The sequence below is a fragment of the Streptomyces sp. SID4985 genome (assembly GCF_009863025.1).
Lineage (GTDB): Bacteria > Actinomycetota > Actinomycetes > Streptomycetales > Streptomycetaceae > Streptomyces.
In genome coordinates this window covers 1-12,317 of the sequence record NZ_WWIR01000683.1, presented here as the reverse complement: position 1 = coordinate 12,317, position 12,317 = coordinate 1, and the positions used below count along the sequence as shown (strand labels likewise).

The window sequence follows — 12,317 nt, the reverse complement described above, 5'->3', positions numbered from 1 at the left end:
GCGGCGGCGCGCTCGCGCATCCCGGCGAGTCCGTTGCCGGTGCCGCCCGCGTCGGCGCCGGTGGCGGGCCCGTCGTCGTCCACGGTGAGGCGCAGCTCGTGCGCACCCTGTTCGAAGCGTACGCGCGCGTGCCGGGAGCCCGAGTGGCGTACGACGTTGGTGAGGGCCTCCTGGAGGATGCGGAAGGCGGCCAGGTCGGCGCCGGGCGGCAGGCTCGGGGGCTCGCCCCGGACCTCGACGGTGAGTCCGGCGGTGGCCGCCTGCTCGACGAGTTCGGGCAGCCGGTCGAGGCCGGGAGCGGGGGCGCGCGGGGCGGCTCCGGGGGCGCGCAGGGTGTCGAGGACCTGGCGCACCTCGCCGAGCGCCTCCTTGCTGGCGGCCCGGATGGTGGTGAGCGCGGTGCGGGCCTGCTCGGGGTCCTTGTCGAGAAGCGCGAGGCCCATGCTGGCCTGGACGTTGATGACGGAGATGCTGTGGGCGAGCACGTCGTGCAGTTCGCGGGCGATCCGCAGCCGTTCCTCGTCGGCGCGGCGCTGGGCGGCGCGGGCGCGGTCCGCGCGTTCGCGCGCCCACTGTTCGCGCCGGACCCGGGCCAGTTCGGCCACGGCGACCACGGCCGCGACCCAGGTGGCGGCGACGATCTCCTGTCCGGCGCTCGCACCGGAGTCCCCGGCCGGCGGGAGGTAGCGGTAGAGCCAGAGCGCGATCAGCAGATGGCCCGCCCAGAGCAGCCCGAGCGCGGCCCACGCGGCACGCCGGTGCCCGGCCACGGCCGCGCTGAAGCAGCCGACCGCGACGGTCAGGAACACGGGCCCGTAGGGGTAGCCCGCGGCCAGGTAGGCCAGGGTGATGACGGAGGTGGCGAAGGCGACGGCCACCGGATGGCGGCGCCGCCACAGCAGGACGGCCGAGGCGGCGACCAGCAGCACGCGCCCGGCGACGTCCGGCGCTTCGCGGTGTGGCTGGGCGTGCGCGGCGAAGGACGATCCGGCGAGCACGACGGCGGTGATGAGCACGGTGGAGAGCCAGGGCCACCGGGTGGCCCGGGTACCGGACCAGGGGTCGCCGTCGTTCCGGTGCCACCAGGGCGGTCCGTACCGCCACCACCCGGGTCCGTGCTGCTCTTCCATGCCTGCCACGCTAGACGCCGCCGGGGTGCGCGGGCGTCGGCCGAGCGTGGTGATCACGGGTACTCCCGGGGGAGTACGGCAAGCGGCCCCGAGGAGTACGGGAGACCGGGCCGGGGAGTACGGGGGGACCGGGGAGACCGGGCCGAGGGGCCCTCACGCCCCCGTCAGTCCCACGCCCTCCCCCAGCCGCCCCGCCGCGTACCGGAAGAGCTCCGCGCGGTCGGTCACCATCCTGTTGAACTGCCCGAACACCTCGAACCCGACCAGCCCGAACAGCTGGGACCAGGCCGCCACCAGCGCGGGCGCGGCCTCGGGCGGCAGGGCCGGGGAGATGTCGGCGGAGAGGCGTTCGGCCTCGGGGCGCAGTTCGGCGGGAAGGGGCGGGAGCGGGGTGCCGGTGCCGTCCCGGTGGGCTTCGCCGACGATGCCGACGAGGAGCAGTCCGACCCGGGAGGCGGCGGGGACGGTGGTCGGGGGCGCGGCGTAGCCGGGCACGGGTGAGCCGTAGATGAGCGCGTACTCGTGGGGGTGGTCGAGCGCCCAGGCCCGTACCGCCTCGCACACGGTGGTCCAGCGGCGCAGCGGGGCCGTGTCGTCCGGGAGGGCCGAGTGGGCGGTCTCGGCGGCCTCGCCGAGGGAGTCGTAGGCGTCGATGATCAGGGCGGTGAGCAGATCGTCGCGGCTCGGGAAGTAGCGGTAGAGCGCGGAGGAGACCATGCCCAGCTCGCGTGCCACGGCCCGCAGGGAGAGCTTGGCGGTGCCCTCGGCGGCGAGCTGTCTGCGGGCCTCGTCCTTGATGGCGGCGGTGACCTCGGTCCTGGCCCGCGCGCGGGCGCCCTGTGTGCTGCTCATGCGACGAGTCTGCCATGGAACGAGAGCGGTGCCCACAAAAGAGAGCACCGCTCTTGCGCGAGAGCACCGCTCTCGGCACACTGAAGGAAAGCGAGAGCACCGCTCTCCCACAGCATGGGGGTCGTCATGTCGTCTTCGCCGTCGCCGTACTACATCCAGGGCAGTCCGATGACCGTCCGCTTCAACAACGTCATCGGCTGGCTCGCCCGGCACGGACTCAGCTTCGCGGGCAGCGCCGAGCTGTCGGTGCGGGGCCGCAAGAGCGGCGTCATGCAGCGCATCCCGGTCAACCCGCACACCTACGAGGGCGAGCGGTACCTGGTCTCCGCGCGCGGCCACTCCCAGTGGGTGCGCAACATGCGCGCGGCGGGCGGCGGGGAGCTGCGGGTCGGCCGGAAGGTGCGCACGTTCACGGCGGTGGAGCTGCCCGACGCCGAGAAGGTCGCGGTTGTCCGGACCTACCTGGAGCGCTGGGGCTGGCAGGTGGACGCGTACTTCGCGGGCGTGACCGCCAAGTCCTCCGACGCGGAGATCCTGGCGGCCGCCCCCGACCATCCGGTGTTCCGGATCACCGTCGCGGACTGACGAGGTCCTCGGCGCCGGTCACGGCGTCCTCGGCCGCCCGTCACTCATGGGCCGCCCGTCACCCATCGGCTGCGTGTCACTCATCGGCTGCCCGTCACCCATCGACGAGGTCCTCGTCCGCGTCCGCCAGGTCCGCCGCGTGCCCCCGGTCGAGGAAGGCGATGGTGCGCTGGGCGAGCGGGCGGGACCTGACCATCTCGCCGAGCGAGGACGCGCCGCTGGTGATGTCCCTGAACGCCCTCCAAGCGGGGCGGAAGCCGGTCAGGGCGGCGTGGAACAGCCCGGGACGGCGCTCGAACGCGGCCAGCAGCCGCTTGCCGACGCTCATCTCCACGCCGAGGCCGGCCTTGACGGCGAAGGCGTAGTTCAGCGCCTGGCGGCGGGTGTCCACCGCGTCGTGGGCCTCGGCGATACGCACCGCCCACTCCCCCGCGAGGCGCCCCGAGCGCAGCGCGAAGGAGATGCCCTCGCGGGTCCAGGGCTCCAGCAGCCCGGCCGCGTCGCCGCAGACCAGCACCCGGCCCCGGGAGAGCGGGGAGTCCTCGGCGCGGCAGCGGGTCAAGTGCCCGGAGGAGACGCTCGGTTCGAACCCGGCGAGGCCGAGCCGGGCGACGAAGTCCTCCAAGTACCGCTTGGTGGCGGCGCCTTCGCCGCGGCGGGAGATCACGCCGACGGTCAGGGTGTCGCCCTTGGGGAAGACCCAGCCGTAACTGCCGGGCAGCGGGCCCCAGTCGAGGAGCACCCGGCCCTTCCAGTCCTCGGCGACGGTGTCCGGCACCGGGATCTCCGCCTCCAGGCCGAGGTCGACCTGGTCCATCTTGACGCCGACGTGGGCTCCTATCCGGCTGGCGCTGCCGTCGGCGCCGACGACCGCGCGGGCCAGCACGGTCTCGCCGCCCTGGAGCACCACGGCGACCGTGCGCCGGTCCGGTACCGCCGAGCCGTGCTGCTCGACGCGCTGCACGGTGACGCCGGTGCGCAGTTCGGCGCCCGCCTTCTGCGCGTGCTCGACCAGTTGCTGGTCGAACTCGGGCCGGTTGATGAGCCCGAACAGCATCTGCCGGGAGCGCCGGGTGCGCGTGAAGCGGCCGTTGTGCGTGAACGTGACCGCGTGCACCCGGTCCTTGAGGGGCAGTTCGAAGCCGGGCGGCAGCGCGTCGCGGGAAGGGCCGATGATGCCGCCGCCGCAGGTCTTGTAGCGGGGCAGCTCGGCCTTCTCCAGCAGGAGCACCCGCCGTCCCGAGACCGCCGCCGCGTAGGCGGCCGAGGCCCCCGCGGGTCCCGCGCCCACCACGACGACGTCCCAGACCCGCTGCACGCCGTCCGCCGAAGAGTTCTCGCCGCTCACGATGGTCTACCGCTCCGATCCAGCCGATGCCGCTCTCCCGGGCTCCCGGCCGCACCGGAGCGGGGAAACCCATGTCATCCGGCATCCTACGGCGATCACCGCCGAGGCCCACTGTGGGAGGATCGGGGGTATCCCAGCAGTTCAACGTCGCGTAAACAGCGTCGCACCCACGAGGAGCGTGCCCCATGCCGTCGATTCCGGTCGCCGAGACCGTCGCCTCGCTCATGCCCCGCGCCAAGGCGGAGCTGACCGAGCTGGTCGCCTTCAAGTCGGTGGCGGACTTCGCGCAGTTCCCGAAGAGCGAGAGCGAGGGCGCTGCGAACTGGATCGCGGACGCGCTGCGCGCCGAGGGCTTCACCGACGTGGCACTGCTCGACACCCCGGACGGCACCCAGTCCGTGTACGGCTACCTGCCCGGCCCCGAGGGCGCGAAGACCGTCCTCCTCTACGCCCACTACGACGTGCAGCCGCCGCTGGACGAATCCGCGTGGACGACTCCGCCGTTCGAGCTGACCGAGCGGAACGGCCGCTGGTACGGACGCGGCAGCGCCGACTGCAAGGGCGGCCTGATCATGCACCTGCTGGCGCTGCGCGCCCTCAAGGCGGACGGCGGTGTCCCGGTCGGCGTCAAGGTGATCGTGGAGGGCTCGGAGGAGCAGGGCACCGGCGGTCTGGAGCGCTACGCCGAGCAGCACCCCGAGCTGCTCACGGCCGACGCCATCGTCATCGGCGACGCGGGCAACTTCCGCGTCGGCCTGCCGACCGTGACCAGCACCCTGCGCGGCATGACGCTGGTCCGCGTCCAGGTCGACACCCTCGCCGGGAACCTGCACTCGGGCCAGTTCGGCGGCGCCGCCCCGGACGCGCTCGCCGCGCTGATCCGGGTCCTGGACTCGCTGCGCGCAGAGGACGGCTCGACCACGGTGGACGGCCTCGCCGCCGCGGAGCACTGGGACGGTCTGGAGTACACCGAGGAGCAGTTCCGCTCGGACGCCAAGGTGCTCGACGGGGTCGGCCTGATCGGCGACGGCTCGGTGGCGGACCGCATCTGGGCCCGTCCCGCCGTCACGGTCCTCGGCATCGACTGCCCGCCGGTCGTCGGCGCCACCCCGTCGGTGCAGTCGAGCGCCCGCGCGCTGATCAGCCTCCGGGTGCCGCCGGGCACGGACGCCACCGAGGCGTCCAAGCTGCTCCAGGCCCACCTGGAGACCCACGTGCCGTGGGGCGCCCGGGTCACCACCGAGCAGATCGGCAGCGGCCAGCCCTTCCGCGCCGACACCATCAGCCCCGCCTACCAGGCGATGGCCACCGCCATGGCCGCCGCCTACCCCGGCGAGACCATGCAGTACGCCGGCCAGGGCGGCTCCATCCCCCTCTGCAACACCCTCGCCGCCCTCTACCCCCAGGCCGAGATCCTCCTGATCGGCCTCAGCGAGCCCGAGGCCCAGATCCACGCGGTCGACGAAAGCGTCTCCCCCGAGGAACTGGAGCGCCTCTCGATCGCCGAGGCGCTGTTCCTCCAGGAGTACGCGGCGAACTGACCCGCCCTCTTGTACGGCCCTCGGCGCTGAACGCCGCCGGGGGCCGTTCCCTTGGGTGCCTACGGGACGGACCGTCCCCTTCCCGGTGGAGCCGTGCCCAGGTTTCTGACGCGTAGGCACAGTGCCCCACAGGCCACTCACCCCACCGGCGTCCCCGCCTCCAGATAGATCGCCGCCCCCCGCTCGCGCGCCCGCAGGGCCCAGCGGAGGCGTTCGTAGCGGACCGGGGGGAGCATGGCGGCGGCCTCGTGTTCCGAGGCGAAGCGCCAGGCGCGGAGTTCGGGGCCGGGGAGGTGGACGCGGGAGGCTTCGGCCGGGGCGAGGCGGCCACCGTCGAAGAGGAGGCGGAGGCCGCCGTAGCGGGGCGGGTCGGGGCGTTCCCAGTCGACGACGAGCAGCCGGGGCACCTCGCGCAGCCGTATGCCGGTCTCCTCGGCGACCTCGCGCATCCCGGCGCGGGCGGGGGCCTCGCCGGGTTCGACCACGCCGCCGGGGAACTCCCAGCCGGGCTTGTAGGTGGGGTCGACGAGGAGCACCTTGTCGTCCTCGTCGAAGAGGAGCACCCCGGCCGCCAGGGTCTCGGCGGTGGGCTCGGGGGTCTGCACGATGTCGCAGGGGCGGGCCGCGCCGCTGCCGACGGCCTCGGTGACCCGCAGGGCCGCCTCGTACGGCGTGAGGGAGCCGGTGTCGATCGGATACGCGTCGGCCGCGAGCCAGGAGGCGAGGGCGGCGCGGTAGGGCTCGATGTGGTCGTAGGACCACTGGCGCACGCGTATCTCGCCGTCGGGGTCCGGGGGTACCTCCCGGCCGGCTATCCGCGCGCGCAGGATCGTTTCGGCCGGGGCGAGGACCAGGTGGCGCACGGAGATGCGGCGGGCGGCGAGGCCGCCGAAGATCTCGTCGCGGTACTCCTGGCGCAGCAGGGTCATCGGCACGACCAGCGTGCCGCCCAGTTCGGCGAGCATCGCGGCCGCCGTGTCGATCACCAGACGGCGCCAGATCGGCAGGTCCTGGAAGTCGCCCACCTCGGCCAGGTGCTTGGCGGGCAGCAGGCGGGACAGCTCCGCGCCGATGATCTCGGGGTCGAAGAGCGTGCTGTTCGGGATCAGTTCGATCAGTTCCCGTGCGGTGGTGGTCTTCCCCGCACCGAACGCGCCGTTGATCCAGACGACGGTCACGGTTCCCCCTCTTGTGTTGGCCCCCTGGGGCTTGCCCGTTCCACCCTGCCACGGAAACCACGCCCAGTTGAGGGCGCACAGCACGGCGCCGGCACCCCTTTCGCGGGGTACCGGCGCCGTGGGGGGGGTCACGTCGTGCCGAGCGTGCCCTCGTCCAGGTCCAGGCTCTCCTGGCTGACGAGGTGGTCGACCGTGCCCAGGGTGTCGGTGACCCTGAGATCCTTGACCACGCCGTCCTCGTGCGCGTGGGACGGAGTGATGGCGGCCACGACGAATCCGGTGGCGAGGCTGGCGATGGCGAGCATGCTGCGCTTCTTCATGACCTGATCAACTGCCGGAGCGCCGAGGAGTCACGCGGATCCACCCAGGAAGCCCGCACCGAAACCCACACAACCGAACGGCCGATACCCGTTTGTCACGAGGCTTCCAACACAGTCCCACACGTTCTACCGTAATCGCGCACTGCTGACACGAACATGCCGTCACCCGCGCACGCGAGTCGGAGGAACGTGGACGATGCGTCACCCCCACACGTACAGATCCCGCAGATCCGGCGTCACAGCGGTCGGCGCGCTCGCCGCCGCGCTGCTGGTGAGCGCGGCCGCGCTCACCGCGCCCGCCGCCGCGACTCCCCTACGAAGTCCGGCCGTGGCCGCGGACGAAAGCCTCGCCCCGACCCCTCCCATGGGCTTCAACAACTGGAACTCCACCCACTGCCGGGCCGAGTTCAACGAGACCATGGTCGAGGGCATCGCGGACCTCTTCGTCGACAAGGGCCTGAAGGACGCCGGTTACCAGTACGTCAACCTGGACGACTGCTGGGCGCTCCCGAACCGGGACGCGAACGGGCAGTTGGTGCCCGACCCGGTCCGATTCCCCCACGGGATCAAGGCAGTTGCCGACTACGTCCACGCCAAGGGACTCAAGCTCGGCATCTACACCAGCGCGGGCACCAAGACCTGCGACAACACGGGCTTCCCCGGCGCGCTCGGCCACGAGGCCAGTGACGCACGGCAGTTCGCGGAGTGGGGCGTCGACTACCTCAAGTACGACAACTGCAACAACCAGGGTGTCGACGCCCGCCAGCGCTACCGCACCATGCGCGACGCCCTCAGGGCCACCGGGCGGCCCATCGTCTACAGCATCTGCGAATGGGGCGAGAACAAGCCCTGGGAGTGGGCGAGCGGCGTCGGCCAACTCTGGCGCACCACCGGTGACATCAGCGACAACTGGGGCTCGATGCTGTCGATCCTCAAGCAGAACCTGCCCCTCGCGCCCTACGCCGGTCCGGGCCACTGGAACGACCCCGACATGCTGGAGGTCGGCAACGGCGGCATGACGGACACGGAATACCGCTCCCACTTCTCCCTCTGGTCGATCATGGCCGCACCGCTGCTGATCGGCACCGATCTGCGCAAGGCGTCCTCCGAGACCCTCGACATCCTCGGCAACAAGGAGGTCATCGCGGTCGACCAGGACCCGCTGGGCCGCCAGGGCACGGTCGTCTCCTCCGAGGGCGGCCGGTGGGTCGTCGCCAAGGAGATGGCGGACGGCAGCCGGACGGTCGCCCTCTTCAACGAGTCCGCGACCGCCCAGCACATCGCCACCAGCGCCTCGGCCGTGGGCCTGCCGAAGGCGGCCGCCTACACCCAGCGGGACCTGTGGCAACACCGGAGCCTCAACACGGCGCGCACCATCGCCGCGACCGTCCCGGCCCACGGCACCGTCCTGCTGCGGGTGTCGGCCGACGGCCACTGGGCGGCCCATCCCCCGGCCACCGAACTCGGCCTGACCGAGCAGCCGTTGATAGAGGCGGCCACACCGGCAACGCTGACGACCTCCCTCACCGACCTGGGTCGTACGACGGCCCACCGGGTGTCGGTGTCCCTGACCGGCCCCGAGGGATGGCGCGTACGCGCGGAATCCCCGACCCGGGCCGGGTCGCTCGCACCGGGCCGCTCCCTGCGCACCCGATGGCGTGTGACGGCCCCGGAGGGCACCCCCACCGGCCCCTACGTCCTTTCCCTGCGCGCGAGTTACCGCTCGGCCGCCGGAACGCAGGTCACCGACGTACTCCCCCTGACCGCCGACGTGGTGGTACGGCCCCCGTCCGGCACCTCGTACCTGAGCGACCTGCCCTGGATGTCGGCCACCGGCGGCTGGGGCCCGGTGGAACGCGACACCAGCAACGGGGAGAGCGCGGCGGGCGACGGCAACCCGCTCACCATCGGCTCGGTGGTCTACGCCAAGGGACTCGGCACCCACGCGCCCAGCGACATCGCCTACTACACGGGCGCCCGGTGCACGAAGATCACCGCCGAGGTGGGCGTGGACGACGAGAAGGGCACCCGGGGCACCGTCGCCTTCGAAATCTGGGCGGACGACACGAAGGCCGCCTCGACGGACGTCCTGACCAACACCCTCCCCGCCCAGCCGCTCACCGCCGACGTCACCGGCGCCCGGGTCGTACGCCTCGTCGTCACCGACGGCGGCGACGGCATCGACTCGGACCATGCGGACTGGGCGGATGTGCGGGTGAGCTGCTGAGAAGCGGGACTTCACCGCGGTCCTCCCTGTGAGTGAGCCGACCGTCGCGGTACCGCACCGCCCTGTCCACTCGTCCGGGTGAACACGGGCCGCCGCCCCCTGCCGCAGTCCGGCCGGGGGCGGCGGCTCTGCCACGCGGCGCCTGATCATCCGCGACCGGTCCGGTGTCGCGCCCTGTCCGCGAGCGGTGGTGCCCGGTGCCGCGATCACGTCGTTACGATCTGCGGCGCCGAGGCCAACGCGTCGATGCCTGCCGTCATGCACAGGGCTGACCTCCTGTTATGCCGTCATGCGGACGCGACTCGGGCCCAGCTGTCGCACAGGACGACGACAGGCAGGACGACGGGGAGAGACATGGACCGGACGCATGAACGGGGTGGCCCGGACGGGGAGTCGAGCGCGGGGGTACGGCTGGCGCTGTTGCTGCGCCGATGGTGGGAGGAGACCGGCAGCTCCTCCGGCGGCACCCGGCCCACCCAGCAGGCGCTGGCCACGCGGCTGGGAGTCGACCAGACGACGCTGTCGCGCTACCTGAACCCGAAACACCTGTCGGCCGCTCCTCTGCGGGTGATCGACGCGCTGCACGCCCAGTTGCGGGCCCCGGCGGCGGAGCTGGAACAGGCACGGGCGCTGTGCCGGGCCGCGCAGCGGGAGAACAGCCGTCAGCGGAGGGCCGCACCGGCGGGCGCCTCGGACGGCGGGAGTCCAGCGGGCGCCGCGGACGGTGGGACTCCGATGGGCGCCGCCGTCCCGGGCGAAGCAGCCGCTTCCGCCTTCGGCAAGGGGCACGCGACCACCCGCGGGAAGGACAGAGTGGGCACCCTCGGTCGCCTCCACTCCTCGTGGCTCCCGCCGGTCCTGATCGCGGCGGCCATGGTGCTCGCGTTCACCGCGGGAATGGTGGTCCACCGCCAGCTCTCCGCCCAGGACCACGTCACCATGGCCAACGGCCCGGCCGGTGCCGCCCCGGCGAGCCAGGGCCCGTACACATGGCCCCTTCTGCGCGTGGGCGAGGACTGCTTCGCCCGGGGCCGTGCGCTGCAGTACCTGCTGAGGGCACGCGGCTACCGGGTGCCGACCGACGGCTTCTTCGGGGAGGACACCCGGAAGGCGGCCATCACGTTCCAGCGGAGGGAGGAGATTCCCGCCGACGGGAAGGTCGGCGGGCTCACCTGGCCGCGGCTGGTGATGGACGTCAAGCTCGGCAGCGGATCGTACGAGGTGCGGGCCGTGCAGGAGCTTCTGGCCAATGTGAACCGGGGTGACACGCCGGTCTCGGGGAGGTTCGACACGGAGACCGCCGAGCAGGTGAGGCACTTCCAGCACGAGCACGGCCTGCGCGCGACCGGCCGGGTGGAGAAGAACACCTGGCTGGCGCTCCTGGTGAAGCAACTCCCGCCGGCCCATGCGCCGGACTACCAGCGGACCGTGGTTCCGCTGCCTTCCGCCTCGGAGTGAGAGCCCGATTGGGGCACACCGCCGCACAGGCTCCGTGCATCAGGACATAACAGCAGGTCAGGTCCCCATCATGCAGGCTGCATCGATGTGCCTGGACAAACCGCCGGGATGGTCTTCTTCCGCCCGGCCGTCCCGGCCATGCTGATTCCGCGACCGGCGCTCCAGGACGGCCCGCCCCTCGGTGGGCGGACACCTCCACGTCCTCGTCCGGTCCGCTTCCTGTCAGCACGTCGCCCGAAGGGGGCACCCATGTCCGCTGTCCGCAAGATCCTCACGTCCGTCGCCTCGGCCGTCGTCCTCGCCGGTGGGCTCGCCGTAGGCGCGGCCGGCCATGCGAGCGCGAGCGCCTGCCCGTCCTCCTCGTCCCCGTTGATCGGCGGGGCGGAGGCTCACTGGAGCATTCGCTGTTCTGGCCGCGACGTGGTCATGTCGGGCTGGGTCCAGGACACCCGCGCGGACGGCAAGTGCGCCGTGGTGCGCATCAACGCCGGTAACGGCAAGTCCGAGCGCCCGACCGCGTGCGGTTCCGGCACCCGCAAGCAGTTCTCCTACAAGTTCACCAAGACGAACAAGGCGGAGGGGCGCCTGGCCCTCGTCTGACCGCGGACCGGGGGGCGGGCCTCGGCGCCCGCCCCCACGTCATCCACGCACGCGTCGTACGGAACGAACGTCGTACGGAACGAACAAGGGACATACATGAACAGCAACGGACGTCACCTGCGCGGTGCTGTGATCGCCGGGGCCGTGGTGGCCACGCTGAGCCTGGCCCCGGCCGCTGTCGCGCAGAGTCCCGCCAAGGCGCCCTCGGCGGCCGGGGCGACCACCCTGGTCTTCGACAAGAACCCGAACGACCCGACGAACTCCCGGCTCAACGTCTACCGGGGCACGAAGCCCCTGGCCGCCTACCGGGCCGGTTCGGGCAACGGCAAGGAGATCAAGAACGACTGTGCGATCGGCAAGGGCTGGATGCCCAACGGCACTTGGAAGATCCGGAACAAGTACCGCACGTACAACGGCCAACGCATCAAGGGTTTCGCCGTCTACCTGGAGGACATGAAGTGCTCCTCGGGCAAGGCGAAGCGCACGCAGATGTTCATCCACTCCGAGATGAACCGCGACGGCACCCAGGGGCGCACCGAGCCCCGTCGCTGGGACGGGGCCGGTGACTACAAGTCGAACGGCTGCGTGAAGCTGAAGCCGGAGGACATCGTGAAGATGTTCCGGCTCCTGGACCGCTACGGCTGGCCGACCCACTTGCGCGTGGTGAACTGACACCACTCAGAAGGACAGCGCTCAGACCCCGGCGGCGGTCGCGTCCGGCCTGCGGGCCAGCGCGGCCGCCGCGGCGCCGACCAGACCCGCGTCCGTCCCCATCTGCGCAGGCGCCACCGTCAACCGCTGAACGAACGACAACGTCGCGTAGTTCGCGAGCGCCTTGCGCAGCGGGGCGAACAGAACGTCGCCCGCCTTGCCCACACCCCCGCCGATCACGGCGATGTCGATCTCGACGAGGGTCGCGGTGGCGGCGATGCCGGCGGCGAGGGCCTGGGCGGCGCGTTCGAAGGTGGCGACGGCGACCGGGTCGCCCGCGCGGGCGGCCGCGGCGACGGCGACGGCGGAGGTGTCGCCGTCGGGGCCCGGCTGCCAGCCCTGTTCCAGGGCGCGGCGGGCGATGTTG

The 12,317-nt window shown here is 72.4% G+C and carries 12 protein-coding genes; 6 read left to right on the top strand and 6 right to left on the bottom strand.

The genetic code is table 11. The features are described from left to right. On the bottom strand, positions 1-1,130 hold a 1,130-nt coding region (locus tag GTW40_RS30045; RefSeq protein ID WP_202486601.1), incomplete at its 3' end, for a sensor histidine kinase. Positions 1,131-1,283: 153 nt separating this feature from the next. Then, on the bottom strand, positions 1,284-1,982 hold the full coding sequence (locus GTW40_RS30040; RefSeq protein WP_161183289.1) for a TetR/AcrR family transcriptional regulator: 699 nt from the start codon (positions 1,980-1,982) through the stop codon (positions 1,284-1,286). A gap of 126 nt (positions 1,983-2,108) precedes the next feature. On the opposite strand from GTW40_RS30040, the gene GTW40_RS30035 reads away from it, so the two are divergent. Continuing rightward, the gene (locus GTW40_RS30035; protein ID WP_237525832.1) at positions 2,109-2,567 is read left to right on the top strand and encodes a nitroreductase family deazaflavin-dependent oxidoreductase; all 459 of its coding nucleotides are present in this window, start codon (positions 2,109-2,111) and stop codon (positions 2,565-2,567) included. Positions 2,568-2,661: 94 nt separating this feature from the next. Here the strand turns inward: GTW40_RS30035 and GTW40_RS30030 are convergent, their stop codons facing one another. Continuing rightward, positions 2,662-3,915 carry a geranylgeranyl reductase family protein gene (locus GTW40_RS30030; RefSeq protein WP_161183287.1) on the bottom strand — a complete coding sequence of 418 codons (1,254 nt, stop codon included), beginning with the start codon at positions 3,913-3,915 and terminating at the stop codon, positions 2,662-2,664. A 185-nt stretch (positions 3,916-4,100) separates the two neighbouring features. Between GTW40_RS30030 and GTW40_RS30025 the strand changes: the two genes are divergently transcribed. Continuing rightward, a complete protein-coding gene (locus tag GTW40_RS30025; RefSeq protein WP_161183286.1) occupies positions 4,101-5,456 on the top strand; it encodes a dipeptidase in 1,356 nt (451 codons plus the stop codon). A gap of 137 nt (positions 5,457-5,593) precedes the next feature. Here the strand turns inward: GTW40_RS30025 and GTW40_RS30020 are convergent, their stop codons facing one another. Together GTW40_RS30020 and GTW40_RS32855 are read right to left on the bottom strand one after the other, a co-directional pair. Next, complete coding sequence (locus tag GTW40_RS30020) at positions 5,594-6,634, bottom strand: NUDIX hydrolase (RefSeq protein WP_161183285.1); 1,041 nt, start codon at positions 6,632-6,634, stop codon at positions 5,594-5,596. 128 nt (positions 6,635-6,762) lie between these two features. Next, positions 6,763-6,954 carry a hypothetical protein gene (locus GTW40_RS32855; protein WP_202486600.1) on the bottom strand — a complete coding sequence of 64 codons (192 nt, stop codon included), beginning with the start codon at positions 6,952-6,954 and terminating at the stop codon, positions 6,763-6,765. Positions 6,955-7,150: 196 nt separating this feature from the next. Here GTW40_RS32855 and GTW40_RS30015 point away from each other — a divergent pair, with 196 nt between their 5' ends. The 4 genes from GTW40_RS30015 (at position 7,151) to GTW40_RS30000 (ending at position 11,911) form a co-directional block, all read left to right on the top strand. Continuing rightward, complete coding sequence (locus tag GTW40_RS30015) at positions 7,151-9,181, top strand: NPCBM/NEW2 domain-containing protein (RefSeq protein ID WP_161183284.1); 2,031 nt, start codon at positions 7,151-7,153, stop codon at positions 9,179-9,181. A 354-nt stretch (positions 9,182-9,535) separates the two neighbouring features. Continuing rightward, a complete protein-coding gene (locus tag GTW40_RS30010) occupies positions 9,536-10,639 on the top strand; it encodes a peptidoglycan-binding protein (RefSeq protein ID WP_161183283.1) in 1,104 nt (367 codons plus the stop codon). Positions 10,640-10,888: 249 nt separating this feature from the next. Further along, complete coding sequence (locus tag GTW40_RS30005; protein ID WP_161183282.1) at positions 10,889-11,239, top strand: hypothetical protein; 351 nt, start codon at positions 10,889-10,891, stop codon at positions 11,237-11,239. Between the two features lie 96 nt (positions 11,240-11,335). Beyond that, on the top strand, positions 11,336-11,911 hold the full coding sequence (locus GTW40_RS30000) for a L,D-transpeptidase (protein ID WP_161183281.1): 576 nt from the start codon (positions 11,336-11,338) through the stop codon (positions 11,909-11,911). Between the two features lie 21 nt (positions 11,912-11,932). Here the strand turns inward: GTW40_RS30000 and GTW40_RS29995 are convergent. After that, on the bottom strand, positions 11,933-12,317 hold a 385-nt coding region (locus GTW40_RS29995; RefSeq protein WP_161183280.1), incomplete at its 5' end, for an ROK family protein.